This window comes from Austwickia sp. (assembly GCA_016699675.1).
Lineage (GTDB): Bacteria > Actinomycetota > Actinomycetes > Actinomycetales > Dermatophilaceae > Austwickia.
Window position 1 is genome coordinate 639,342 of the sequence record CP064985.1, and the last position, 24,809, is coordinate 664,150.

Genomic DNA, 24,809 nt, shown 5'->3' on the forward strand with positions numbered 1-24,809 from the left:
ATCGGCTCGGGCCGGCCCGTGCAGAACACGCGTCCGAGGTACTTCACCTTAGGCGCTCGCATCGGAGGGCGACAAAACTACACCGCCCAGTCGCCGAGCGCGCCCTCCAGGGCGCCGAGCGCCGCCTCGACCAGGGCGTGCCGCTCCGCCTCGGGGCAGCCCCGCGTGACCCAGGCCAGGCAGGCGCCGTCGAGGAAGCCGAAGTAGCCCCACACGGCGTACCGATGGCGCGGCCACTCCTTCACGCCGAGCAGGTCGACGAGCAGCCCGACGTACCGCTCCCGCTCCGCCCGCCGCGCCGCCACCGCGGTCACGGGCTCTGCCCCGGGCGCGAGGAACGGCGCCGCCCAGCCCACCGCGCCCTCGGCGATGTGATCGAGGTAGACCAGCAGCGAGCTGCGCACCCGGTCCCGCGTCGACGCGCCGGCCCCCAGCCGCCCGTCGGCCTCCTCCTGCCGCGCCCGGAGCCGGTCCATCGCCGCGGCGACGACCGCGGCGTACAGGTCGGCCTTGCTGCCGAAATACCGAAAGACCAGCGCCTCGCTCGCCCCCGCGTCCCGGGCCACCTCCGCGAGGCGGACCTGCTCGTACGGCGTGTCGGCGAACGCCTGCCCCGCCGCCGCGAGGATGGCCGCCCGCCGGGTCGCTTCGTCGAGCCGCTGGCGCGGGGCGCGATCGGTACGTCGAGTCATGGTGGACACTCTACCCCTTAGTGAGTTAGTCTCAGTTAGGTAAGTGAGCGTAACTCACTAGCGCCCCCAAACCTCCGAACTCTCCCCGAAGGCGATGTCGGAGCACCCGAATACCCTCGAAGGATGACCATGAACCGGCTGGAGCACGCGATCTGGTGGCACGTCTACCCTCTGGGCTTCTGCGGGGCGCCGATCCGGGAGGCGGACCCCACCCCTGGGCCGCGCCTGGACCGCCTCACGGGTTGGCTGGACTACGCCCGTGACCTCGGCATCAACGGCCTGGTGGTCGGCCCGCTGTTCGCCTCCGCCACGCATGGCTACGACACCCTCGACCACACACGCATCGACCCGCGCCTCGGCGACGACGCCGCGTTCGACCGGCTGGTGACCGCCGCGCACGAGCGGGGTATGGCCGTCGTCCTCGACGGCGTCTTCAACCACGTGTCCGCGCAGCACCCGGCGTACCTGAAGGCGGTGGCGGACGGCCCGGGCGCACCTGCGGGCGAGGTGTTCCGGCTGTCCTGGCGCGACGGGCGCCCGGAGCCGTATGTCTTCGAGGGGCACTTCGACCTGGTCGAGCTGGCCCTCGAGCGCGAGCCAGCCCAGCGCCTCGTCGCCGACGCCATGACGTACTGGCTGGAGCGCGGAGCGGACGGGTGGCGCCTGGACGCGGCGTACCGCGTGGCGCCGCAGGACTGGGCGCCGATCATCGGCGCCGTCCGCGAGCGACGCCCCGACGCGCTCTTCCTCGGCGAGGTGATCCACGGCGACTACGCGGCCTACGTGCGCGAGGGCGGGCTGGACTCGGTGACCCAGTACGAGCTGTGGAAGGCCATCTGGAGCGCCATCAACGACCGCAACTTCTACGAACTGGCCTGGGCGCTGGAGCGGCACAACGAGCTGCTCACCCAGTTCACCCCCTGGACCTTCACCGGGAACCATGACGTGACGCGCCTCGCCGAGAAGATCGGCCCCGACGCGGTGCCCCTGGCGATCACGCTGCTGATGACGCTGGGCGGGACGCCGTCGATCTACTACGGGGACGAGCAGGCCTTCCGCGGCGTCAAGGCGGACCGGCCCGGCGGCGACGACGCGGTGCGCCCGGCGTTCCCGGCGACGCCGGCGGACCTCGCGCCATTCGGCTGGCCGACCTACCGGCTGCACCAGGACCTCATCGGGCTGCGCCGCCGGCACCCGTGGGTCGTCGGCGCCCGCAGCCGCAAGATCTCGCTCGACAACGAGCGCTTCGTCTACCGGGTCACGCCCCCGAACGACGAGGGCACTTGGCTGGAGGTCACCCTCGACCTGCGCGGCACGCCGGCGGCCCAGGTCCGCGGCCCGGGCGGCACGCTCTTCGACACGCGGGCGCAGCGCTGACCAGCGGGTTATCCCCTCACCGGCGGTCCAGCGCGGCGGCCACCGCGGCCTCGTCGAAGCGCCAATAGCAGACGACCTGGCCGTCCACGAGGACCAGCGGCACCTGCTCCCACCAGATCTCCTCACGCGCCGGCTGCTCGGTCAGGTCGCGCTCGACCCACGCCTCGCCGCGCCGCCGCGCCAGGTCCGCGAGCGCGGCGCGGGCCTGGTCGCACAGGTGGCAGTCGGGGATGGTGACGATCTCGAGCCGCAGGCTCGACTCGGCGCGCGGCTGCGTGCCGTCCCCATCCGTCATAGGGCTCACCCGACCCGGCCTACAGGAACGCGGAGCCGCGCTGGGCGAGCAGGCTGTAGAGGGTGCGCTGGATCGTCTCGCGCACCCGGTCGGTGAGGTCGAAGACAAGCACCGGGTCGTCGGCGGCGTCCGGGCCGTAGTGCGCCGTGCGCAGCGGCCGCCCGAACTCGATGATCCACTTGCTCGGCAGCGGCATCATCCCGAGCAGCCCGAAGTGCGGGAACAGGGGCGTCACCGGGAAGTACGGCACGCCGAGCGCCTTCGCGGCGCCGGGAAGGTAGCCAAGGATGGGATACGCCTCCTCCGCGCCGACCACGCTGCAGGGAATGATCGGTACGCCGGCGCGCAGCGCGGACGCCACGAACCCGCCGCGGCCGAACCGCTGCAGCCGGTAGCGCTCCTTGAACGGCTTGCCGACCCCCTTGAACCCCTCCGGCCAGACGCCGACGATCTCACCGGCCGACAGCAACCGCTCCGCGTCGGCGGGGGTGGCCAGCGTGCTGCCGCAGCGACGGGACCACTCCCCCGCGACCGGCGAGGCGAACAGGAAGTCGGCACCGAGCATCCGCAGGTGCCGACGGGCCGGGTGCTCGTCGTGGACCGCGAGCTGCACCATGAGGGCGTCGACCGCGACGGCCCCGGAATGGTTCGACACGATCAGCGCACCGCCGGTGTCGGGCAGGTGGTGGACGCCGCGCACCTCGACGCGGAACCAGCGCTGATACAGGGGGCGCAGCAGCGGCAACAACACGTTGTCGGCGAAGTCCGGGTCGAAACCGAACTCGTCGACGGTGTAATCCCCGGTGAGGCGGCGCCGCAGGAACGCCAGCGTGAGCGCCACCCGCTCCTCGACGTCCGAATCGGGGATGCCGACCTGTCGGGCGGCCCACCGCAGCGCGCTGATCAGCGTCTGGACGGCCTCGGCGATCTCGTCGACGCCGGGCGCGCCGGCCTCCCCCAGGTCCACCGGCTCCTCGCCCGGCGCGCGGTCGTGCGGCTCAGAGAGCACCGTCGGTCACCTCCTCCTCAGTCGTGGCGCCCGGTTGCGCCGGGGGCAGGTGTCGGGCCGGTCGGCGGCGCCGGCGCGGCGGCCCGGGCGCGCGGACCGGCTCGAGCGCGTCGACCGGCCCGGGTGCGTCGGCTGGCTCGGGCGCGTGGACCGGCTCGAGCGCGTCGACCGGCTCGGCGAGGGACGCCACGTCGTACGGCGGCTCGGGGTCGGCAGGGGCGGAGCCGTCGCCGGGCAGCAGCGCGGCCGCCAGCGCCCCCGCCCACCCGCGCACGGCGGACACCCCGGGGACCGGCGGCGGGAAGGAGGCCGCGGCGTCGAGGAACGCCGAGCGGGTCGAATACTTCGGGCGGAAGCCCAGCATCTCGGTCGCGCGGGTGGTGTCGAGGACCCGGCCGAAGCGCAGGTAGTCCAGATCCGGGCCGCCCAGCGTGCCGAGCTTGCCCAGGCGGGTGAGGCGCCCGACGCTCAGCCCGGTGGTGGTCGGCACGAGCACGAACGGGCGCCCGGCCAGCGCGACCGCCTGCGATAACTTGAGCACCCCGGGGTCGGCGACGTTGACGACGCCGACCGCGGGGCCGAGGACCGACGACACGATCGCGGCGATGGCGTCGTCCTCGTGCAGCAGCTGCAGGCGGGCGTCGAACCCGAGCGGGATCGGCACGATCGGCAGCGCCAGGTAGTCCAGCAGCGGCGAGGACATGTGCGGCCCCACCACGTGGGTGAGCCGCAGCGTCGTGTACTCCAGCTCGGGCCGCCGCCGCCGGGTCGCGCGGAGGTAACCCTCCACCTCCAGGGCGTCCCGCACCGGGCCGCGCGCCCGAGACCGCGGGGCGGTCTGGTCCTCGGTGAACAGGGCCGGATCCCGGGGCGAGGACCCGTACACCGCGCTCGTCGACTTCAGGACGATCCGCTGCAGGCTGGTCGCCTGCTGACAGGCGGCGAACAGCTGCATCGTCCCGATGACGTTGTCCTCCTTCTGGGAGGACCTGGCCCGGCCCTGGGCGTGAAACGTCGACAACGCCAGGTGCACGACCGTGTCGACGCGGGCCTGGTTGAGCAGCCGCCCGACCACGGGATTGCGCACGTCGGCCCGGACGAACTCGGCGCGGCCGAGCTCCTCCGCGGGCGTGATGACGTCCAGGCCGATCACCCGGCCGACGTCGTGATGCAGGGCGAGGGCCCGGGCCACGCGCGCGCCCAAGTGCCGGCTCACGCCGGTCACGAGCACCGTTCGGGGCATGCCTCGCCTCCTGGTCGTTTGGCCCGATCCTAGGCGGTGGAGCACACGACGAGGCCCGCAGCCCCTGGTCCGAGGTGCGGGCCCACCAGCGTCGGCGCGCGCGACGGCGCGCCGACCCGGCTACTTCTTGTTACGACGCTGGTGACGCGTCTTGCGCAGCAGCTTGCGGTGCTTCTTCTTGGCCATCCGCTTGCGGCGCTTCTTGATGACTGAGCCCATGTGTGGTCCTTTCCAGAACGATCCGGCAAAGCCTACTGCGCGGGCGCCACGCCGCGGAAATCGTCCCGCAGGTCGCGACCCGCCCAGGCACGCCAGCACCGGCCGGCTCCCCGAGGGCCCGTCGGCTCTCGCCGATCTCCTGCGTGCCGCGCGGCGCCAGGCGCGGGGCGGCTCAGGCCGTCTCGACGTACGCCGACGCGAGGTAGTCCGTCGCGGCCTTGCCGGGCACCCGGAAGCTGCGGCCCACCCGCAACGCGGGCAGCTCACCGGAGTGGATGAGGCGATAGACCGTCATCTTCGACACGCGCATGCGATGGGCCACCTCGGCGACGGTGAGCAGGTTGGACGCGTCGATGCGCATGAGGTCAGGCATGGGGAACCTCCGGGGCCAGGGTTCGCGCCCACCCGAGGCGGGGGGACACAACAGGGATGACGTGCCCGACGAGCGCGTCGCCGTCCAGCCGACACGCCGCGGGCGAGCAAGATCATGACACGCGAACTGGCCTGTGCGACAGCCCAGCTAGTCGAACCAGAGGTCCAGACCGTGCGACGGGAAGATGGCTTCCCGGGTGGCCATGACCGACCGGTCCACGCTGTTCTCGGGGTCGAAGCCGGCGTTCCAGGACCGCCACCAGATCCGCCCGTTCTCCGAGGCCCCATCGCCCATCTGCGGCGGCGCGTCGGCGCCGAACCGGTCCTTGACGTAGTCGAGCCACGCCTGCGGGACGTCGGCGTCGACGGAGATGTCGCGGTGCCGGGCGGCGGCGACGAGGTGGGTCCAGGTGCGGGGGACGACGTTGAGCACGTCGTACCCGCCACCGCCCAGGCCCACCCACTTGCCGCCGCACAGCTCGAAGGCGAGGTCGCGGATCGACTCGATCGTGAGCCGCTGGGCGTCCACGGACAGCGCCAGGTGCGCGAGGGGGTCGTGGGCGTGGCTGTCGGCGCCGTGCTGGCTCACGATGAACTCAGGCCGGAAGGCGCGCAGCACCCCGGGGACGATCGCGTGGTAGGCGCGCAGCCACGGCGAGTCGCCCACCCCAGGCGGCAGGGCGATGTTGACCGCGGTGCCGCGGGCGTTCGGGCCGCCCGTGTCGCCCGGGAAGCCGGTGCCCGGGAACAGGACGGCACCGGTCTCGTGGATCGAGATGGTCAGCACCCGCGGGTCGTCCCAGAAGACCCGCTCGACGCCGTCGCCGTGGTGCGCGTCGACGTCGACGTACGCGACCCGCTGCGCCCCTTGGTCGAGGAGCCACTGGATCGCCACGCCCGCGTCGTTGTAGATGCAGAAGCCCGACGCGGCGTCCGGCATGGCGTGGTGCATGCCCCCGCAGAAGTTCACGCCGTGCCGGTAGGTGCCCTCCCACACGCCCTTGGTCACCGCGAGGGTGCCGGCGACGATCCGCGCGCTGACGTCGTGGATCCCGAAGAAGGCCGGGTCGTCGTCGGTGCCCAGGCCGAAGCGGGTCTGCGCCGCCGCCGGGTTCTCCGAGGCCTGGCGCACGGCCGCCACGTACTGCGGCGAGTGCACGGTCAGCAGCGTCTCGTCGCTCGGGATGTCGGGGTTGAGCACCTCGACGCCCTCGCCGTCGAGCAGACCGAATTCGCGACACAGTCGTGCGGTCAGGTCCAACCGCACCGGGTTCATGGGGTGTTCTGCTCCGAAGTTGTAGCCCGTGAAGCTTTCGTGCCACACGATCCCGGTCCGCGACATGCTGGCAACGCTATCGGCCCGCGGGCCGCGAGTGAAGGCGAGCGTTCACCCGTTCACCCGCGTGTCTCAGCTGAGGCTGAGCACCATCGCGATCTCCTGCTCCCCCTCGTGCGCGCCCTCCATGGGCCGGCGCGCCTCGCTGGGCCGGAAGCCGCGGGCGCTCGCAAACGCCACCCCGGCACCGTTGTCCGTGCCGACCCAGTAGACGAGGTGGTCGTGCCCGTCCTTGAGCGCCTCGCTCACCGCCTCCTGGAACAGGGCGACCGCGACGCCCTTGCCGCGCAGCTCGGGGGTCACCCACAGACCGAAGATCTCGGCGGAGTCCTCGAAGTCCTCGTCCGCCGGGCGCATGGACAGAACGCCGACGTCCGAGCCGCCCTGCGTGGCGATGAGCCGGTCGGCGCGCTCCATCCGGTCATGCCACACCGACTCGTCGAAGTCCTTCTCCTCGGCGTAGGTCTTCACGAACGCCTCCGGCGATTCCTGAAGCGACTTCAGCCGCAGGTCGCGGTACTTCTTCCACTCTCCGACGGCGAGGCGGCGCACGGTGGTTTCGGTCATTGGCCAACCTTTCAGATCTTCTTCCTGGGCCCAGGCCCCGTTGGGGCGAGCGTCCCAGAACGCGATGAACACACGGTAACAGCGCTGGTGGGCGGCCTGATGGGCGCCTCCGCCGGGCGGTGGGCGGCCAGGTCAGGCCCCCAGTTCGGCCGATCTGCGGGTGGCCGCCTCGACTGCGTCCACGACGGCCGAGCGCAGTCCGGCCGCGTCGAGCACGCGCAGTCCGGCCGCGGTCGTCCCGCCCGGGCTGGTCACGCGTTCCCGCAGGATCGCCGGGTGGTCGCCGCTGCGACGCAGCAGCGCGGCGGCCCCGTACAGCGTCTGTACGGCGAGCTCCGTCGCCACCGGGCGCGCGAGCCCCTGCACGACCCCCGCCTCGACGAGGGCGTCGGCGAGCGCGAAGACGTACGCCGGGCCGGAGCCCGACAGGCCGGTGACGGCGTCCTGCTGCTTCTCGGGGACGGTGACCACGGAGCCGAGGTGCCCCAGCAGCTCCTCGGCCCTTCCGACCTGGTCGCGGCGACACTCCTTGCCCGGCGACATCGCCAGCATGCCCTCGCGGATCAGCGCGGGGGTGTTGGGCATGACCCGGACGACCGCGGTCCCCTCGGGCAGATGCGTCTCGAGGGTGTCCAGGGTCACACCCGCGGCGACGCTGATGACCAGCGCGCCCTCGTCGAGCTCGTCGCGAACCTGCTGCAGCAGGGCGACGACCGCATCGGGTTTCACGGCGACGACCACCACGTCCGCGCCGGCCACGGCCTTGCGGCTGTCGACGACCCGGACGCCGAGGTCGTCGGACAGGTGCCGCCGCGAGTCGTCGTCGAGCGTCGAGGCACGCACGTCCTCGCGCCCGAAGGCGCCCGCGTCGAGCCACGCCGACAGGATCGCGGTCCCCATCACCCCGGCGCCCAGCACCGCGAGTCGAGCCATGCGTGAGTCCTTTCCCGGAAACGGTGGGTGGTCGCGTCAGCGCGCGAAGGCGGCCTTGAGCAGGTCGCCGACGTTGGTGGGGTCGTCGGCCACGCGGGAGATCAGGTAGGCGTACCAGTCCTGCCCGAACGGCACGTAGACCCGGCACTGGTCGCCCCGGTCGCCGATCATCGCCTGGGTCTCGGGGCGCACGCCGTAGCGGAATTGGTATTCGTAGGAGTCGCTGGGGCGGCCCAGGTAGCGGGCGAGGCCCTCGGTGATCTCGACGAGCCGCAGGTCGTGCGTCGCGACGACCGGCGTCCCCGGGTGGCTCATCAGCAGCTTGACGATCCGGGCGAAGGCCTTGTCGACCTCGGCCGCGGAGCCGTAGCGCTCGTCGCGGGCCCCGGCCGGCCCCTTGGCGATGCGGACGCGGTGGCCGAGTTGGTCGCGGACGTCGGATTCCGTACGGCGCAGCGCGGCCTGCACCGCCACCCCGACGAACGGGAAGTCCTCGCGCAGGTCGGCCACGGTCTCCAAGGTGGCGTCCACGGCGGCCGGGTCGCCGGTCTCGACCGTGACGAGCGCGCCGACGTTGGCCGCCGCCTGGCAGATGCGGCGGGCGTGGCCGAGGGCCAGCACCGGGCCCCCCAGCCCCAGTCCCAGCCCGAGGGCGTCCAGGGTGAAGCTGACCTCGCATCGGCCGTCGGAGGCGAGCCCCGCCTCGCTGAGGCGGCGCAGCACCTTGCGATACCGCTTGGCCGCAGACCGGGCCGCCTCCTCGTCCTCGGGACAGGGCTGCAGGGAGGTGAGGCAGACCGCGCGCCGCTTGGCGATCAGGTCCCCCGCCACGTCGACGGCCGAGCTCACGCTCTCCCCCGCCACGAAGCGGCTCACGATCTCGTGGCTCATGGTCGGGGCCTCGACGAAGCGGCGCAGGCGGCCCTCCCGGGCGACCCGGCGCAGCGATGCCGACAGCACGGCCTTGGCGTCGGGCACGGTTCCCCCTGCGGTGGTGCGGCTCGCGGGCCGGCAGGCCCGCCAGGTGTCGGGGGTCAGGCTAGCCGCGATGCGGCGAGAGCGCACAGGGCCCGGTGCCCGGCGTCCCGGGCGCGCGGGTGCGGTGGATCAGGGCGTACGGCGGGGCAGGGTGAGCGCCGCCAGCGCCAGCGCGGCGAGGCAGAAGGCGACGAGGATGCCGAACGGGGCGGCCATCTCCGACCAGGGGTCGGCGAGCCGGGCGACGTGCTCGATCGCGTCGACGGCGTACGACAGGGGCAGAACATCGGAGAGATACCGCAGGGCGGTCGGTAGGGCGTCGCGGGGCTGCAGCAGCCCGGCCAGCAGGAACTGCGGCAGCACGAAGGCGGGCATGAACTGCACGGCCTGGAACTCGGTGCGGGCGAAGGCGCTGGCGAGCAGCCCGAACGCCGTACCGGCGATGGCATCCACCAAGGCGACGAGGCCGAGGGCCGGCAGCGGCCCGGCCACGTCCAGGCCGCACACCCCGACCGACCAGGCGGTGGCCACCACGGCCTGGACCACCGCCACCGCCCCGAAGGCGAGGGCGTAGCCGCCGACGAGGTCGGCGCGGCGCAGCGGGGTCGTCATGAGGCGCTCGAGGGTGCCGTCGGTGCGCTCCCGCAAGGTGCTGACGCTGGTCACGACGAACATCACCGTGAACGGGAAGATCCCGAGCAGGGCCGGACCGATGCGGTCGAAGACCCGAGTGCCGTCGTAGATCCAGGCCAGCAGGCCGAGCATGACGCACGGCACGACCAGGATCAGGGCGATCGTGCGGTGGTCGCCGCGGAGCTGACGGAGCACGCGGGCCGCGGTGCCGAACAAGCCGCGCGCGGTCACGACGCCCTCCCCCGCGCGTCGGGATGGGCGTCGGCTTCCGCGTCGATGAGGGCGAGGAAGGCACCCTCCGCATCGCGCGCTCCGGTGCGGGCCAGCAGCGCATCCGGGGTCTCGTCAGCCAGGATCCGGCCGGCCCGCAACAGCAGCAGCCGGTCGCAGCGCGCGGCCTCGTCCATCACGTGGCTCGAGACGAGCAGGGTGGCGCCGTCGCCGGCGAGGCGGTGAAAGAGGTCCCACAGGTCCCGCCGAAGCACGGGGTCGAGGCCCACCGTGGGCTCGTCCAGGACCAGGAGCTCCGGGCGGGCCACCAGCGCGCCGGCGAGGGAGGCGCGGCTGCGCTGGCCCCCCGAGAGCGCGTCGGCGCGGGCATTGGCGTGGTCGGCGAGGTCCACGCCCTCGATCGCCCGCTGGACGTCGTCCGCGCTCGCCCCGTAGAGCCCCGCGAGGTAGCGCAGGTTGTCGCGCACCGTGAGGTCGCGATACACGCTCGGGGACTGCGTCGTGTACGCCACGCGATGGCGCAACTCGCGCGACCCCGCCGGGCGGCCGAGGACGGTGATCTGGCCGCCGGCGATCTTCTGGACCCCCACGATGGCCCGCAGCAGGGTGGACTTGCCGCCCCCGCTGGGGCCGAGGAGCCCGACGACCTGACCAGAAGGAACGTCAAGATCAATGCCGGGCAGGACGTCCCGACCGCCGCGTCGGACGCGCAGCCCGCGCACGGTCACCGCCGCTTCATTCATCATGTGATGAATTCTGCGCCCTCGACCCCCGCAGCGCAAGCCCCGTCCAGCTCGCTAAGGCTCCACCAGGTAGCGCTGCAGCGTCGGGCCCACCAGGGCCGCGAGTTCCTCGACCGAGGCCTGCACGACCGGCGGGTGCGGGACGAGGAACCGCAGCAGACCGAGCCCGACCAACTGCGCGGCGGCCGCGGCTGCGCGCAGCTCCGGGTCCGGGACGCCGGTGTGCCGGGCCGCGGGCTCCAGGACCTCGTGCAGGATGAACTCGCGCAGCTGGCGGCCGGCCTCCGGTACGGCGATCGCCCCACGCACCATCGCCTGCAGTGCCACGCTCGCCCGGGGCTCCTCCCAGGCGGTCAGGAAGGCGCGGACCATGTTCTCGCCCAGGCGGTCCCGCGGGCCGGCCAGCACCCCCGCCAGTCGCTCGGGGATGTTCACGGGGATGCTCAGGGCCTGGGCGAAGACGTCCGCCTTGCCGGCGAAGTAGTGGTGCACGAGGGCCGAATCCACGCCGGCCGCCCGGGCGATGCCGCGCAGGCTTGCTCCGTCGTACCCCTTGTCCGCGAACTCCGCCCGCGCGGCGGCGAGGATCGACTCGCGCGTCTGCTCGGCCGACCCGGGCCGGCGCCCACGGGGGCTCATCCGCTCATTCTCGCCCGCGCGTCCGGCGGCGCCGCTCAGCGACGCGAGATCACCGCGGCCGTGACGCTCCAGCCGGTCGCGGCCGCCAGCTCGGTGAGCATCGTGTCGCACTCCTCCGCGCTGGTCACCACGAGGGCCAACGGCAGCTCCTTGAGACCCCGGCAGGCGTCCATGAGCTCGGGGACCACGACGACGTCCTGGCCCGGGTCGAGGCGGCGCCGGCGGATCACGGCCTGCCCCAGGTCGGAGGCGGCCCCCGGCCGGTGGGCGAGCGCGAGCGTGAGGCCCACCTGGATCAGGCCCGGCTCCGTCGACCCGAACCCGCGGCGCAGGTGCCACACGGGGGCGGGCTTGCCGGCGTCGCGACCCTTCTCCGTCACGGACCGGAACGACCACATCCCGGTGCCGCCGACGCTGACCTGACCGAAGACGTCCGCGTATTGCGGCAGGTCCCCGCCCCGGTCCCGGGGACCGGCGACCACGGTGCGCAGCAGCGATGCCATCGGGCCGCCTCAGCCGCGCAGGTTTCGGCGGGCCTTGCGGCGCGACCGCCGGTCCAGGCGACGCTCGCGGCGGCGCGCGGCCCCGGCCCGCATGGTCGTGACGCGCCGGTGCGGATGATGCTCCGGGGCGTGGCCCAGCGGCGGGTGCCCCAGGTGCAGCCGCGCGAAGGCCAGCGCCTCGACCAGGTCGAGCTCGCGGTCCTGCGGGGAGAGCTTGCGGGTGCCCACCTCGAGACAGACCAGCCCGCCGTAGCCCATCTCCGGCAGCCGCGCGAGGAACTCGTCGCACGGCTGGCCTCCCCGACCCGGGACGAGGTGCTCGTCCATGAACGACCCGCTGCCGTCCGCCAGGTGCACGTGCGCGAGCCGGTCCCCCAGGGCCGCCTGCATGGCGAGCGCATCGCTGCCCGCGGTGGCGGTGTGGGACAGGTCGAGGGTCACGCTGTCGAACGGCTGGGGCACGGGATCCCAGGCGGGCAGGTACGCCTGGACGTCGGTGTTGCGCGCCCGCCAGGGGAACATGTTCTCCACGGCGATGCGCAGCAGGCCGCCGTCCGCGTCCTCCCGCTGCGCGATCCCGTCGATGAACGCCGCCGCGTAGTCCCGCTGCCACCGAAACGGCGGATGGACCACGACCACCTCGGCATCCAGCTCGTGCGCCAGCTCGATGGACCGGTCCAGCTTGACCCACGGTTCGCTGGTGCCCCAGACCCGCTGGGTGACCAGCAGGCAGGGCGCGTGGATGGACAGGACGGGTATGCCGTACTCGTCCGACCAGCGGCGCAGCAGCCCGAGGTCGTACGTCAGGGGATCGCCGAGGACCATGACCTCGACCCCGTCATAGCCGAGCCGCGCGGCCGTCTCGAACGCCGCCTCGGGGCCCAGCGGGTAGACCGACGACGTCGACAGCGTCACCGCGATGGCGCTCTGTGGCGTGACGGAGGTCATAACCACAGCCTAGCGACCGGCGCGGGGGTGGCCTCGCCGCGTGGTGTCCGGGGCCCCCGCCGGTCAGGCGAGCGGCAGGATTCGCGCGGCGACCCGGCGCCCGCGGGTGAGTTGCAGGACGCCGTACGTCGTGGTCGGTTGCGCCCGCCGGTCCCCCGCCGAGCCGGGGTTGAAGAGGTGCAGGCCGTCCTCGACGGCGTCGTACGGGACGTGACTGTGCCCGTAGACGACAACGTCGGCGCCGGGGAACCAGGCCCGCATCCGGCGGGCGCGGCCGACCCGGGCGCCCGAGTCGTGCACCATCGCGAACCGCACGCCGGCGAGCACGAACTCGCGCCGCTCCGGCACCCCGCCGTCCCCCCAGGCGGCGACGTCCGCGCCGTCGTTGTTGCCCAGCACGGCCAGCACCGGCACCCGGGCGGCCGCGGCCAGCTCGTCGAGCACGCCCGCCCGGCACAGGTCCCCGGCGTGCAGCACGACGTCCGCGCGGCGCAGCGGCTCCGCGAGCGCGGCGGGGATGCCCGGCCACCGGGCCGGGCCATGGGTGTCGGACAGGACGAGGACGGTGAGGCTCTCCCGGTCGGCGAGCGCGTCGACCCCGGCGGGGTCGCTCACCTGATGTGGACCGGGATCTGGTCGAGGGTGTTGAGGATGACGCCCTCGCGCAGCGCCCAGGGGCAGACCACGAGCTTGTCGATGTCGACGATGTCCATCACGGCCTCGATCACCAGCGCGCCCGCCAACACCTGGTGGCAGCGCTCCTCGGAGACCCCGGGCAGGTCGCAGCGCTGGGCCCCGGAGAGCTTGGCCAGCTTGGGCACCAGCTCGTGCAGGTCGTCCCGGTTCAGGACCCGCCGAACGTAGGCGCCGTCGCCGCTCGGCGCCGCGCCGCACATCCGCGCCAGCGACCTGATGGTCTTCGACGTGCCGACGTAGCGGTCCGGCTCGCCGACCTTCTTCAGGTCCCGCATCACGCTGGCGATCTCGGTGCGGATCTCCTTGCGGACGGTCTTGACCTGGGCGGGCTTGGGCGGGTCGCCGGAGAGCCGTTCGCGGGTCACCCGGCCCGCGCCCAGCGGCAGGGACAGCGCGACGTCGGGGTCCTCGTCGATGCCCGCGGCCAGCTCCAGGGAGCCGCCGCCGATGTCGACCAGCATGAGCCGACCGCTGGACCAGCCGAACCACCGGCGCGCGGCGAGGAATGTCAGCCGCGACTCGTCCTCGCCCGGGAGCACCTGCAGCTCGACGCCGGTCTCCTTCTTGACCGCGGCCAGGACCTCGTCCCCGTTGGGTGCCTCCCGGATGGCGCTGGTCGCGAACCCCATGAGGTTCTCGATGCCCCAGTCCTCGGCCTTGACCGTGCAGCCGCGCACGAAGTCGACCAGCTTGTCCCGGCCGGCCTTACTGATGTCGCCGTTAGCCTCGGTGTGCTCGGAGAGCCGCAGCGTCATCTTGTACGACGACGCCGCGAATGGGTGGGCGCCCCAATAGGCATCGACCGCCAGCAGATGCACCGTGTTGGAACCGACGTCGATGACACCCATGCGCATAGCGCCCAGGCTATCCCGGTGGTCGGGGGCGGGCGGCACGGCGTACGACGTACGATCCGCGCATGCCCGCCGCAGGCAAGCGCCCGAACCGGACCCCCCGCGACCGCACCGCGGAGCCCGCCGAGACCCCACTGGACGTCGCGCGGACCTGGGTGGAGTTCGTCGATCCGGCGGAGCCGGGCCAACGCTTCCGGTGCGATCTGACGTGGCTGACGTCCGATTACCGGTGCATCTTCGGCGCGGGCTGCCGCGGCATCGATCGGGACCGGCCGGAGGACGGCTGCTGCACACTGGGAGCGCACTTCACCGACGCAGACGATCTCGCGCGGGTGCGCGCGGTGGTCGAGGCGCTCGGTCCGGACGAGTGGCAGCTCCGCGAGGCCGCCCTGGCCGGGGGCGCGGACGGCTGGTGGGAGGATGTCGACGGCGAGCCCGGGGCCGAGCCCGAGCTCAAGACCCGGCAGGTCGACGGGGCGTGCGTCCTGCTCAACCGGGCGGACTTCACGGGGGGCGCGGGGTGCGCGCTGCACCGGCACGCGCTCGCGACCGGGGCCGCCCCGCACACGGCCAAGCCCGACGTCTGTTGGCAGCTGCCGATCCGGCGCGCCTACCGGACGGTGCGGCTCCCGGACGAGACGGACTACCTGGAGGTGTCGATCGGCGAGTACGACCGCCGCGGCTGGGGTCCGGGCGGGCACGACCTGGACTGGTACTGCACCGGATCGCCGCTGGCCCACACCGGGACGGCGCCGCTGTATGTCAGCTCCGCGGTGGAGCTGCGCGAGCTGATGGGGGACGCGGCGTACGGCGTGCTGGCCGACCTCGCGGCGGCGCACCTGGCGGGAGTCTCGGCCGCACGCGCCACTCCGGCGGGGCGCGCCCTGCTGCCGCTGCTGGTCCACCCGGCGACGCTCGTGGCGCGCGGGGAGGCTTGATCGTGACCGGCGGGTGCGGGCGGACGCCGCGGCTGCCGGGGGGTCCGTACGACGCCGCGACGTACGCCGCGTGGCTGTCCCACCCCGCCGACCATGGGGATGCGGCGCCCCTGGCGCGGGCCCGCGCGGCCTCCGCCGCGGCGATCCCCTCGCCGAACATCTGGGACCACCCCGCGGTCTACGAGATCGAGAACCGGGCCGTCGACCCGGACGGGCTGCTGCTGGCGGCGATGCAGCGGATCCACCCCCTGGCGGGCGTCGACCTGCTGGATCTGGGCTGCGGCACCGGCTACCACCTGCCGGTCTTCGCCGGCCTGGTGGGGCTGGGTGGGAGCGTCACCGGCGTGGAACCGCACCCACCGCTGGTGGCCGCGGCGGTACGCCGGGTCGGGTCGGCGCGGGCACCCGACGTACGGGTGCTGTCCGGCTCCGCTGAGGCCATCCCGCTGCCGGACGCCTCGGTCGACGTCGTGCATGCGCGGTGGGCGTACTTCTTCGGCCCCGGCTGCGAACCCGGCCTGGCCGAGCTGGCCCGGGTGCTGCGGCCCGGCGGCACGGCCTTCGTCATCGACAACGACGCGACGACCAGCACCTTCGGACGCTGGTTCCGGCGCGAGCACCCGGCGTACGATCCCGCGGCCGTCGAGCGGTTCTGGCGCCGCCGCGGGTTCGCCCGGGAGGCGATCCCGATGCGCTGGCGGATGGACTGCCGGGCCGACTTCGAGGCGTGCGTGCGGATCGAGTTCTCGCCGCGGGTGGCGGCGGCGTTCCTCGCCGCCCACCCCGGCTGCGAGGTGGATTACGCGGTCAACCTCTGGTGGTCGCACTACTGACCACCAGGCGCACCTCAGTTCTGGTCGGTGTCCGCGTCCCAGGCGACCCGCTCGCGGGCGTCCGCGAGATCGGCGGGCTCGGTGTCGAACGGCTGCGCGCTCACGGCGTCGCCCGAGGCGTCCTGCAGGTCGTCGGTGATCTCGGCGGCGCTGGGCAGCGGCCGCTCCGCCGTCTCCGGCGAGGTCGGCCCGACGCCTTGGGCGGCCGGGGCCTCCGGGCGGACCCCCTCGCCGGGGCGCGGCTGGTCGGGATCGACGACGGGCGAATCGGTTGCGGAGTTCTGGGCCATGGCGCCGAGGGTACGTCGTGCCCCGGCACGAGGCGACCGCACGGCCAGGCAGCGCCGCTGCGGCGGGGGCGGCGGGCCGGCGCGCCGCTGCCTATCGCTGGCCATCGCCGGTGCCCGCGAGCGTTGTCGGACCCCACCCGTACCGTCTCGGTCATGGCGAAGACTGCGACCGCGCGCGCGACCCGGCCCGGCCGGCAGACCACGGGCTACCGCTGCGCGGAGTGCGGCTGGACCACCGTGAAGTGGGTGGGTCGGTGCGGCGAGTGCCAGGCCTGGGGCAGCGTCGAGGAGATCGGTCAGGTCAGCGCCCGCACGCAGCCCGCGACCCGGCTCGATCGCCCCGCGCAGCCGATCGCCGACGTCGACGCGCGGCCGGCGCAGGCGTGGCCGACCGGGGTGCCGGAGCTGGACCGGGTGCTCGGCCGGGGCCTGGTGTCGGGCGCGGTGGCGCTCGTGGCCGGCGAGCCGGGCATCGGCAAGTCCACGCTGCTGCTCGACGTGGCGGCGCGTGCGGCCCGCACCGGCCGCACGGTGCTCTACGTCACCGGCGAGGAGTCCGCGGCCCAGGTGCGGCTCAGGGCCGAGCGCATCGGGGCGATGGCGTCCTCGCTCTACCTCGCCGCCGAGACCGATCTGGCGGCCACGCTCGGGCACGTCGAGGCGGTCGATCCGGAGTTGCTCGTGGTCGACTCGGTGCAGACCGTCGCGTCCGCCGAGGTCGAGGGCGCCGCGGGCAACGTCGCCCAGGTCCGGGAGGTCGCCGCCTCGCTCATCGCGGTGGCGAAGGCGCGGGGCATGGCGGCGCTGCTGGTCGGGCACGTGACGAAGGACGGCTCGATCGCCGGGCCGCGGGTCCTGGAGCATCTCGTCGACGTCGTCATCCAGTTCGAGGGCGAACGGACCGGCCGGCTGCGGCTGGTCCGGGCGATCAAGAACCGCTACGGGCCGACCGACGAGGTGGGCTGCTTCGACCTCGGGGAGAGCGGCATCGAGGGCCTCGCCGACCCCAGCGGCCTATTCGTGTCGAGCCGCGACCTCGTGGTGCCGGGCACGAGCGTGATGGTGACGTTGGAGGGTCAGCGCCCGCTGGTCGCCGAGGTCCAGTCGCTGTTGGTGCCGACGCGGGCGCCCGCGCCCCGGCGTACGACGTCCGGGCTGGACCCCTCCCGCGTGTCGATGCTGTTGGCCGTCCTGGAACGGCGGGGCCGCTTGCCGGTGGGCACCTGCGACGCGTTTGTCTCGACCGTCGGCGGGGTGCGCGTCACCGAGCCCGCCGCGGACCTCGCGATCGCGCTGGCCATGGCGAGCGCGCTGCTCGACCGGCCGATCCCGGCCGGCACCATCGCGGTAGGTGAGGTGGGGCTGGCTGGGGAAGTACGCCAGGTCTCCGGCGTGCCCCGCCGGCTGGCCGAGGCGCGCCGCATCGGGTTCGAGCGGGCGGTGGTGCCCGCGGGCTCGTTCGGCTCCGGGACGGGCGCCCTCGGGCGGGGTGGGCGCTCGCCGCGCCCGGTGGGGCCGGTCGCCACGGGCCACGGGGTGCCCGCCGGGATGGCCGTCACGGAGGTCGCCGACGTGACCGAGGCGGTCCACCTGCTTCTCGCGGCGGACTGATGGCGGACTGATGGAGTAGCGGCCGGCACAGACCCGCGCACTATCATCCCTGGTGATGCGGGCGTGGCGAACAGGAGGACCGTGGAGCGCAGCGACGAGGAACTGATGCGCGTCACCCTCGCCACGATGGCCCCGGGGACCGAGCTTCGCGAGGGCCTCGAACGCATCCTGCATGGCCGCACCGGCGCGCTCGTCGTGCTCGGCTACGACCGCGGGGTCGAGAAGATCTGCACGGGCGGTTTCCCGATCGACATCGAGTTCTCGGCGACCCGGCTGCGGGAACTGGCCAAGATGGACGGCGCGGTGGTCGTGGAGAACGACCTGTCCCGCATCGTGCGGGCCGCGACCCAGCTGGTCCCGGACGCCGCCATCGAGACCACCGAATCCGGCACCCGGCACCGCACCGCCGAGCGCGTCGCCAAGCAGACCGGCCACCCGGTCATCTCGGTCAGCCAGTCGATGCAGACCATCGCCGTGTACGTCGGCGAACGCCGCCACGTCCTCGAGGGCTCGGCGGTGGTGCTGTCGCGCGCCAATCAGGCGCTGGCCACCCTGGAGCGCTACAAGGCGCGCCTCGACGAGGTCACCGCGACGCTGTCCGCGCTGGAGGTCGAGGACTTCGTCACGATCCGCGACGTCACGCTGGTGATCCAGCGGCACGAGATGGTGCGCCGGATCAGCGAGGAGGTCTCCACTTTCGTGGTCGAGCTCGGCACCGACGGCCGCCTCCTGTCGCTGCAGTTGGAGGAGCTCATCGGCGGCGTCGGGGTGGAACGGGACCTCGTCGTCGGGGATTACCTCCCGGCCGACGACCGGCATCGACTCGACGAAACCCTCGGCACGCTGGCCAAACTCAGCTCCTCCGAGCTGCTGGACGCGGTGCAGGTCTCGGGCGCGCTCGGCTACCCCATGACGGCCGAGGCGCTCGATGAGTCGGTCAGCCCCCGCGGCCACCGCTTGCTCGCGAAGATCCCCCGGCTGCCCCGATCCATCGCCGACCGGCTGGTCGAGCACTTCGGCGGCCTGCAGGCCCTGCTCATGGCGAGCCAGGAGGACCTCATGGCCGTCGACGGCGTCGGCGAGGCGCGCGCCCGGACGGTCCGCGAGGGCGTCGCGCGCCTGGCCGAGTCCAGCATCCTCGAGCGCTACGCCTGATCGCGCCCGTGCCGCCGGCTCCGCCCCAACGCTCCGCCCTGCCCGGCCTCCCGAGGCTGCGTGCGCTGCACGAACGCGTCCTGACCTGGTACGACGTCGCCGCCCGCGACCTGCCCTGGCGACGTCCCGACTGCTCCCCCTGGGGCGTGTTCGTCTCCGAGGTCATGTTGCAGCAGACCCCGGTGGCCCGGGTCGAGCCGGCCTGGCGCGACTGGCTGGAGCGTTGGCCCACGCCCGCCGACCTGGCCGCGGCCGCGCCGGGCGACGCCGTACGGGCCTGGGGACGCCTCGGCTACCCGCGCCGCGCCCTGCGGCTGCACGCGGCGGCGGCCGCGATGGTGGCCGAGCACGGTGGCGCCGTACCGGCCACCGAGGCCGCGCTGCGGACCCTGCCGGGCGTGGGCGCGTACACCGCCGCCGCCGTCGCCGCCTTCGCCTTCGGGGCGCGGACGGCGGTGGTCGACACGAACGTACGGCGGGTGCAGGCCCGCCTCGTCACCGGCTCGGCGCTGCCCCACCCGACCCTGACCGCCGCCGAATCCGCGCTCGCCGCAACGCTGCTGCCGGCCGACCCCGCGACGTCCGCCCGCTGGAACGTCGCGGTCATGGAGCTCGGCGCGCTCGCCTGCACGGCCCGGTCCCCCCGCTGCGGGTCGTGCCCGGTCGCCGGCTCGTGCGCGTGGCGGCTCGCAGGGAAGCCGCCGTACGACGGGCGGCCGCACCGCGGCCAGGCCTGGGCCGGGACCGACCGCCAGGTCCGCGGAGCCCTGCTGGCGGTGCTGCGCCAGAGCCCGGAGCCGGTCGAGGCCGCGACCCTGGCCGCCGCTTGGCCCGCCGACGACGCCCAGCGGGACCGCTGCCTCGCCTCACTCATCGAGGACGGCCTGGTCGAGCCGCTCTCCGACGGCCGCTACGCACTCCCCTCCTGACCGAGCCGGGCGGACGCGCGCTTACCCCTCACGGTGGCGCTTATCGCTCATGGTGGTGGTTATCGCCGCAACCGTGAGCGCTACCCGCACCCGTGAGCACGGCGCGTGGGCGGCTAGGCCCGGCCATTCTGCTGATCAACCGCTCGTCACCTGCAGGTATCGTGCCGCAGCACCAAAAGTGCAGGTCGTGGGCGGTGAGCGACCCCGGGAAGGTGGCCCCGGGTGACCAGGGCCGCTACCATGTGACCGCTGACGGTGGTGGTTATCGCTCATGGTCGTGGTCATCGCTCACGGTGGTGGTTGTCGCCGCAACCGTGAGCGCTACCCCCAACCGCGAGCGCAGCGCGCGGGCGGCCAGGCCCGACCATGCGGACTCAGCCCACCATCACGCTGACCACCTACGCCAGGATCACCGTGTTGAACACGAACGGGAGGACGGCGTGCGTGGTGACCGTCCGCCGCATCGGGGAGGTCCGCACGCCGGTGTCGGTGGTGCCGAACGTGGTCGAGACCCCCACCGCGAAATACAGGTAGTCCGTCCACTCGGGCTCCGGCGTGCCCGGGAACTCCAGCGACCCCGGCCCGCGCTGGTCGCGGCACAAATAGTCGACGGCGAACGAGAGCGCCACCGACAGCCAGGACGCGACGATCAGCACGACCGAGAGCACCACCGGCAGCTCGGCGGGCGCGTCGCCGCCGGCGCGAGGGAGCAGGTAGACCGCGAGCAGCGCCAGCGCGCTGGCCATCGTCGCCAGGCCGGCGCCGGGCTCGGTGGCCAGCACGTACCGGCGCACCCAGCTTCCCGGGCGGGTGGCCGCCGCCCAGGCCCGGGTCCGCGCCGCGGGCACGCGCCGGAAGGCCGCCAGCGTCAGCACGACGTACAACAGCAGGTAGAGAGCCAGCTCCCCACGACGAGCCGGGTGGTGTGCGCGATGAGATCGCTCCCCGACCGGCCCGTGGGCCGGGCCCACCCCGCCAACGCCACGACGACCACGCCGGTGGCGACCGTGACCGACATCCAGCTGCGCCGCTCCTCCGGCAGCCACCACGCCCACGACAGCACCCGTTCACCCCCCGCTCGACGGACCCCTGACCGAGCCACCCTCACACGACGTCCCAGGTCCGAGCCACCTCAACGGCGCCGATGGCCGGGAATTCACCCGGTCATCACCAGGAATTCGGTTGCCTCCGCGGCCGACACGGCGTAAGTTCTGGCGTTTGTGCGCGCCGCACTGCTCCCGTACGCCCGCCTCTTCGTGGCCGGGTTCCGCCGGCGCACGACATACCGGCTGGCGCTCTTCGCCGGCGTCGTCACCAACTCCTCCTTCGGGCTCATCCGCTGCGCCGTCCTGGTGGCCCTCGCGGCGGGGGCGGGGGCGGCGGGGAGCACGCTCGGCTGCTACGACGAGGCGGGCCTGCTCGCCTACGCCTTCATCTCGCAGGCGCTGCTCGGCCCCGTGAGCATCTGGGGTGGCACCGACGTACGCGACCGGATCCGCTCCGGCGACATTGCCGTGGACCTCGCCCGCCCCCTGGACGTCCAGGGGGCGCTGCTGGCCCAGGACCTGGGCTATTCGCTCGCCGCGGTCCTGCCGCGCTCGATCCCGACGCTGCTGGTCGGCATGGCCGTGGTCGGCGTCCGGCTGCCCGTCGACCCGCTGATCTGGGCCGCCGGGCTCGCGGGCCTGCTCCTCGCGATGGTGGTCAGCTACCTGGCCCGGTTCCTCGTGCAGACCGCCGCGTTCTGGATCACCGAGACGCGCGGGGTGATCAACCTGTACGCCGGAGCCGCCGGCATCTTCTCCGGGCTGATCGTGCCGCTGGCGATCATGCCCGAGCCGCTGCGCCTCGCCGCGCTGGTCACGCCCTTCCCGGCGCTGATCCAGGCCCCGGCCGACCTGTTCTCGGGGCGGGCTACCGGCGCGTCGGCCCTGGCCACCCTCGGCCTCCAGCTCGGCTGGGTGGTCGCGCTGGGTCTCGCCGGGCGGGTGGCGCTGCGCGCCGGGACGCGCCGGCTGGTGGTGGCCGGTGGCTAGCCCGTACGCCGCGATCCTGCGCTCCCGCCTACGCAGCCAGCAGGTCTACCGCACCTCGTTCGCGTTCGACCTGGCCGCGAGCCTGCTGTTCGGGGTGATCGAGTTCTTCGAGGTGTGGATCGTGTTCCACAACGTGCGCAGCCTCGGCGGCCTGACCTTCGACCAGGTGTGCCTGCTGTTCGGGCTGTCGCACTGCGCCTACGCCCTGAGCCAGGTCCTCGTCGGGCACGTCGACACGCTCCCGACATACCTGCGCGACGGCACCCTGGAGGCCTTCTACCTGCGCCCGCTCTCCCTCCTGGGCCAGCTCGTGACCAGCGAGATCGCGCTGCGCCGGCTGGGCTGGATGGCCGTTGGGATCGCCGCCCTCGGCTACGGGCTGGCGGTCAACCCCATCGACTGGTCGCCGGCGACCGTCGCGCTGCTGGTCATCAGTCTGGTCGCCGGGCTGGCCATCTTCTGCGGGATCTTCGTGGCCGCCGCGGCCTGCCAGTTCTTCCTCATCGACGGGACGGAGCTGACGAACGCGTTCAGCTACGGCGGCCGGTACGCCAGCCAGCAGCCCGCCTCGATCTTCCCGCCCTATCTGGTGGGGGCGTTCGTGCTGGCGGTGCCGGTGGCGTTCGTGGGGTACGTGCCCACGCTCGCGCTGCTCGGCCTCGGCGCGCCCGCGGAGCTGCCGTGGCTGGACCCGCGCCTGGCGTGGGCGACGCCGCTGGTCGCGGCGTGGGTCTGGGTGGTGGTGGGCGGGCTGTGGCGCCTCGGCGGACGGCACTATCAGGGAGGCGGTGGCTGAGGTGGCAGAGCTGCCAGAACCGATCGTGGCGACGCGCGGCCTGACGCGCGAGTTCGTCCGGCGGGCACGACCGGGCATCCGCCGCGAGGTGCTCCGCGCCGTCGACGACCTGACCCTGGCCATCGCGCCCGGTGAGGCCGTGGGCTACATCGGGGCCAACGGCGCCGGGAAGTCCACCACCATCAAGATGCTGACCGGGATCCTCACCCCCACCGCGGGCGAGGTGCGCACCTGCGGGCTGGATCCGATGCGGCGCCGGCGCGACCTGGCCCGGCGGATCGGCGTGGTCTTCGGGCAGCGCAGCCAGCTGTGGTGGGACCTGCCGACCGGGGAGTCGTTCGCCATCCTCGGGGCGATCCACCGGCTCGGCTCGGAGCGCACCGCCGCCCGCACCGCCGAGCTGGTCGAGCGGCTGGAGCTGGCCGAGTTCCTCGGCACGCCGGTGCGGCAGCTCTCGCTGGGGCAGCGGATGCGGGCCGAGATCGCCGCGGCCCTGCTGCACTCCCCCGACCTGCTCATCCTCGATGAGCCCACGATCGGCCTCGACGTGTTGAGCAAGGCGCGGCTGCGGGAGTTCCTGGTGGCCGAGCGCACGGCGTACGGTCGCACGCTCCTGCTCACCACCCACGACATGGGCGACATCGAGCGGCTCTGCGAGCGCGTGCTGGTGGTCGACCACGGGCGGCTGGCGTACGACGGGACGCTGCCCGGCCTGGCCGCCTCCGTCGGCGCGCGGCGCGTGCTCGTCGTCGACCTGGCCGCCCCGACGCCCGACCTCGCGGGGATCGCCGGCACCGAGCACCTCGGCTCGCAGGGCGACGGGCTGCGCCAGCGGCTCGCCTTCGACGCGGCGGCCACCAGCGCGGCGGCCGTGCTCGCGGCCGTCGCCGAGCGCGCGCAGGTCCGGGACCTGTCGATCGAGGAGCCGGACATCGAAGACGTCGTACGGCGGCTGTACCTCGCCTCCCGCTGATCCGCCCCACGCTGGCCGGCCGGACCCACCCTGACAATCGCGCCGCCGGCCGCCGCAAGTTATGGAAGGCCCCGGACCGGGCGCGCCCAGAGGCTGCGCGGGACCCTGAGCGGCGATAACCTCCGAGCAAGAATCCCCATCACACTCGTCGAGGCGTCGTCATGTCCCAGGTCACCGTGTCCAATGCCCGCCGCAAGAACCGCTACGAGGCCCACGTCGAGGGCAAGCTCGCCGGCTTCGCCGAATACCGGGTCGACGGCGACCGCATCACGTTCACGCACACCGAGGTGGACTCCGCGTTCGAGGGCCGCGGCGTCGGCGGCGCGCTCGCTCGCGGCGCGCTCGACGACGTCCGGTCCGAGGGCGGGCGCTCGGTCGTGCCGCAGTGCGAGTTCATCGCGGGGTGGATCGACAAGCACCCGGACTACGCCGACCTGCTGGCCTCCTGAGTCACAGGATCCGCAGCATCCGGGTGTTGCCCAGGGTGTTCGGCTTGACCCGCTCCAGATCGAGGAACTCCGCCACGCCCTCGTCGTACGAACGCAGCAGCTGCGCGTAGACCTCCGGCTCCACCGCCTGCCCGTCGATGGGCCGGAAGCCATGGCTGGTGAAGAAATCCACCTCGAAGGTGAGGCAGAACACGCGCTCCACGCCGATGTCCCGCGCGTCGGCCAGCAGCCGCTCCACGATCGCCCCGCCCACCCCGCGGTGACTCGCGCTCGGCGCGACCGCCAGCGTGCGGATCTCGGCGAGGTCCTCCCACATCACGTGGAGGGCGCCACAGCCGAGGACCTCGCCGGTCGCGAGGTCGCGCGCCACCCGGAACTCGTGCAGCCCCTCGAAATAGGCAACCGCGTCCTTGGCGATGAGGATGCGGCGCTCGGCGTACGGCGCCACCAGCGCCCGAATCGCCGCGACGTCGCTCGTGCGAGGACGGACCACCTCGATACCCGCCGTCGGCTCCGCGCTGGTCATCCCCCAAG

At 73.6% G+C, this 24,809-nt stretch carries 31 protein-coding genes; 10 read left to right on the plus strand and 21 right to left on the minus strand.

What is annotated here, in order from left to right; all coding sequences use genetic code 11:
• Positions 1-77: 77 nt before the first annotated feature.
• The gene (locus IPK37_02915; protein ID QQS01433.1) at positions 78-692 is read right to left on the minus strand and encodes a TetR/AcrR family transcriptional regulator; all 615 of its coding nucleotides are present in this window, start codon (positions 690-692) and stop codon (positions 78-80) included.
• 129 nt (positions 693-821) lie between these two features.
• Between IPK37_02915 and IPK37_02920 the strand changes: the two genes are divergently transcribed.
• Entirely contained in the window at positions 822-2,069 is a 1,248-nt protein-coding gene (locus IPK37_02920; GenBank protein QQS02627.1) for an alpha-amylase family protein, read from the plus strand.
• Between the two features lie 16 nt (positions 2,070-2,085).
• On the opposite strand, the gene IPK37_02925 is transcribed toward IPK37_02920, so the two are convergent.
• The 16 genes from IPK37_02925 to IPK37_03000 all read right to left on the minus strand — a co-directional run bounded on the left by IPK37_02925 (position 2,086) and on the right by IPK37_03000 (position 14,268).
• Entirely contained in the window at positions 2,086-2,364 is a 279-nt protein-coding gene (locus IPK37_02925; protein ID QQS01434.1) for a glutaredoxin family protein, read from the minus strand.
• Between the two features lie 19 nt (positions 2,365-2,383).
• Positions 2,384-3,331, minus strand: a complete 948-nt coding sequence (locus IPK37_02930; GenBank protein QQS02628.1) for an acyltransferase family protein — start codon at positions 3,329-3,331, stop codon at positions 2,384-2,386.
• Positions 3,332-3,362: 31 nt separating this feature from the next.
• Positions 3,363-4,616: an NAD-dependent epimerase/dehydratase family protein gene (locus IPK37_02935; GenBank protein ID QQS01435.1), complete on the minus strand. Its 1,254-nt coding sequence runs from the start codon at positions 4,614-4,616 to the stop codon at positions 3,363-3,365.
• Between the two features lie 120 nt (positions 4,617-4,736).
• Positions 4,737-4,835, minus strand: a complete 99-nt coding sequence (locus tag IPK37_02940) for an AURKAIP1/COX24 domain-containing protein (protein ID QQS01436.1) — start codon at positions 4,833-4,835, stop codon at positions 4,737-4,739.
• A 172-nt stretch (positions 4,836-5,007) separates the two neighbouring features.
• Positions 5,008-5,208 (minus strand): helix-turn-helix domain-containing protein, encoded by a 201-nt coding sequence (locus IPK37_02945; protein ID QQS01437.1) that lies wholly within the window; start codon positions 5,206-5,208, stop codon positions 5,008-5,010.
• Between the two features lie 147 nt (positions 5,209-5,355).
• Entirely contained in the window at positions 5,356-6,549 is a 1,194-nt protein-coding gene (locus IPK37_02950; GenBank protein QQS01438.1) for an acetoin utilization protein AcuC, read from the minus strand.
• A 66-nt stretch (positions 6,550-6,615) separates the two neighbouring features.
• Positions 6,616-7,110 (minus strand): GNAT family N-acetyltransferase, encoded by a 495-nt coding sequence (locus IPK37_02955; GenBank protein QQS01439.1) that lies wholly within the window; start codon positions 7,108-7,110, stop codon positions 6,616-6,618.
• A 132-nt stretch (positions 7,111-7,242) separates the two neighbouring features.
• Entirely contained in the window at positions 7,243-8,043 is an 801-nt protein-coding gene (proC, locus tag IPK37_02960) for a pyrroline-5-carboxylate reductase (GenBank protein QQS01440.1), read from the minus strand.
• Positions 8,044-8,079: 36 nt separating this feature from the next.
• The gene (locus tag IPK37_02965) at positions 8,080-9,021 is read right to left on the minus strand and encodes a proline dehydrogenase family protein (protein ID QQS01441.1); all 942 of its coding nucleotides are present in this window, start codon (positions 9,019-9,021) and stop codon (positions 8,080-8,082) included.
• 129 nt (positions 9,022-9,150) lie between these two features.
• A complete protein-coding gene (locus tag IPK37_02970) occupies positions 9,151-9,870 on the minus strand; it encodes an ABC transporter permease (GenBank protein QQS02629.1) in 720 nt (239 codons plus the stop codon).
• 11 nt (positions 9,871-9,881) lie between these two features.
• Positions 9,882-10,631 (minus strand): ABC transporter ATP-binding protein, encoded by a 750-nt coding sequence (locus tag IPK37_02975; GenBank protein QQS01442.1) that lies wholly within the window; start codon positions 10,629-10,631, stop codon positions 9,882-9,884.
• Positions 10,632-10,682: 51 nt separating this feature from the next.
• Positions 10,683-11,267, minus strand: a complete 585-nt coding sequence (locus tag IPK37_02980; protein QQS01443.1) for a TetR family transcriptional regulator — start codon at positions 11,265-11,267, stop codon at positions 10,683-10,685.
• A gap of 35 nt (positions 11,268-11,302) precedes the next feature.
• On the minus strand, positions 11,303-11,770 hold the full coding sequence (locus IPK37_02985) for a hypothetical protein (GenBank protein ID QQS01444.1): 468 nt from the start codon (positions 11,768-11,770) through the stop codon (positions 11,303-11,305).
• A gap of 9 nt (positions 11,771-11,779) precedes the next feature.
• Positions 11,780-12,718 carry a sugar phosphate isomerase/epimerase gene (locus IPK37_02990; GenBank protein QQS01445.1) on the minus strand — a complete coding sequence of 313 codons (939 nt, stop codon included), beginning with the start codon at positions 12,716-12,718 and terminating at the stop codon, positions 11,780-11,782.
• 63 nt (positions 12,719-12,781) lie between these two features.
• Entirely contained in the window at positions 12,782-13,333 is a 552-nt protein-coding gene (locus IPK37_02995; protein ID QQS01446.1) for a metallophosphoesterase family protein, read from the minus strand.
• A complete protein-coding gene (locus IPK37_03000; protein ID QQS01447.1) occupies positions 13,330-14,268 on the minus strand; it encodes a Ppx/GppA family phosphatase in 939 nt (312 codons plus the stop codon). Before IPK37_03000 ends, IPK37_02995 begins: the two co-directional genes overlap by 4 nt.
• A 62-nt stretch (positions 14,269-14,330) precedes the next feature.
• Between IPK37_03000 and IPK37_03005 the strand changes: the two genes are divergently transcribed.
• Together IPK37_03005 and IPK37_03010 are read left to right on the plus strand one after the other, a co-directional pair.
• A complete protein-coding gene (locus tag IPK37_03005; GenBank protein QQS01448.1) occupies positions 14,331-15,203 on the plus strand; it encodes a hypothetical protein in 873 nt (290 codons plus the stop codon).
• 110 nt (positions 15,204-15,313) lie between these two features.
• Positions 15,314-16,036 (plus strand): class I SAM-dependent methyltransferase, encoded by a 723-nt coding sequence (locus IPK37_03010; protein ID QQS02630.1) that lies wholly within the window; start codon positions 15,314-15,316, stop codon positions 16,034-16,036.
• 14 nt (positions 16,037-16,050) lie between these two features.
• On the opposite strand, the gene IPK37_03015 is transcribed toward IPK37_03010, so the two are convergent.
• Complete coding sequence (locus IPK37_03015) at positions 16,051-16,326, minus strand: hypothetical protein (GenBank protein ID QQS01449.1); 276 nt, start codon at positions 16,324-16,326, stop codon at positions 16,051-16,053.
• A 153-nt stretch (positions 16,327-16,479) separates the two neighbouring features.
• Here IPK37_03015 and radA point away from each other — a divergent pair, with 153 nt between their 5' ends.
• From radA to IPK37_03030, 3 genes are all read left to right on the plus strand, one after another.
• Positions 16,480-17,937, plus strand: coding sequence for a DNA repair protein RadA (gene radA, locus IPK37_03020; protein QQS01450.1), 1,458 nt, complete (start codon positions 16,480-16,482; stop codon positions 17,935-17,937).
• A 105-nt stretch (positions 17,938-18,042) separates the two neighbouring features.
• Positions 18,043-19,092: a DNA integrity scanning protein DisA gene (gene disA, locus IPK37_03025; GenBank protein ID QQS02632.1), complete on the plus strand. Its 1,050-nt coding sequence runs from the start codon at positions 18,043-18,045 to the stop codon at positions 19,090-19,092.
• A gap of 164 nt (positions 19,093-19,256) precedes the next feature.
• Complete coding sequence (locus IPK37_03030) at positions 19,257-20,021, plus strand: A/G-specific adenine glycosylase (GenBank protein ID QQS02631.1); 765 nt, start codon at positions 19,257-19,259, stop codon at positions 20,019-20,021.
• Positions 20,022-20,419: 398 nt separating this feature from the next.
• Here IPK37_03030 and IPK37_03035 read toward each other — a convergent pair whose 3' ends face one another.
• Positions 20,420-20,905, minus strand: a complete 486-nt coding sequence (locus IPK37_03035) for a DUF1345 domain-containing protein (protein QQS01451.1) — start codon at positions 20,903-20,905, stop codon at positions 20,420-20,422.
• Complete coding sequence (locus IPK37_03040; GenBank protein ID QQS01452.1) at positions 20,890-21,084, minus strand: hypothetical protein; 195 nt, start codon at positions 21,082-21,084, stop codon at positions 20,890-20,892. The genes IPK37_03035 and IPK37_03040 overlap by 16 nt, the downstream gene beginning before the upstream one ends.
• Positions 21,085-21,253: 169 nt before the next feature.
• Here IPK37_03040 and IPK37_03045 point away from each other — a divergent pair, with 169 nt between their 5' ends.
• The 4 genes from IPK37_03045 to IPK37_03060 all read left to right on the plus strand — a co-directional run bounded on the left by IPK37_03045 (position 21,254) and on the right by IPK37_03060 (position 24,275).
• Positions 21,254-22,057 (plus strand): ABC-2 family transporter protein, encoded by an 804-nt coding sequence (locus IPK37_03045; protein QQS02633.1) that lies wholly within the window; start codon positions 21,254-21,256, stop codon positions 22,055-22,057.
• Complete coding sequence (locus IPK37_03050) at positions 22,050-22,853, plus strand: ABC-2 family transporter protein (protein ID QQS01453.1); 804 nt, start codon at positions 22,050-22,052, stop codon at positions 22,851-22,853. Before IPK37_03045 ends, IPK37_03050 begins: the two co-directional genes overlap by 8 nt.
• A gap of 10 nt (positions 22,854-22,863) precedes the next feature.
• The gene (locus IPK37_03055) at positions 22,864-23,826 is read left to right on the plus strand and encodes an ATP-binding cassette domain-containing protein (GenBank protein ID QQS02634.1); all 963 of its coding nucleotides are present in this window, start codon (positions 22,864-22,866) and stop codon (positions 23,824-23,826) included.
• A gap of 161 nt (positions 23,827-23,987) precedes the next feature.
• Positions 23,988-24,275, plus strand: coding sequence for an N-acetyltransferase (locus tag IPK37_03060; GenBank protein QQS01454.1), 288 nt, complete (start codon positions 23,988-23,990; stop codon positions 24,273-24,275).
• 1 nt (position 24,276) lies between these two features.
• Here IPK37_03060 and IPK37_03065 read toward each other — a convergent pair whose 3' ends face one another.
• Complete coding sequence (locus IPK37_03065) at positions 24,277-24,801, minus strand: amino-acid N-acetyltransferase (GenBank protein QQS01455.1); 525 nt, start codon at positions 24,799-24,801, stop codon at positions 24,277-24,279.
• Between the last annotated feature and the right edge of the window lie 8 nt (positions 24,802-24,809).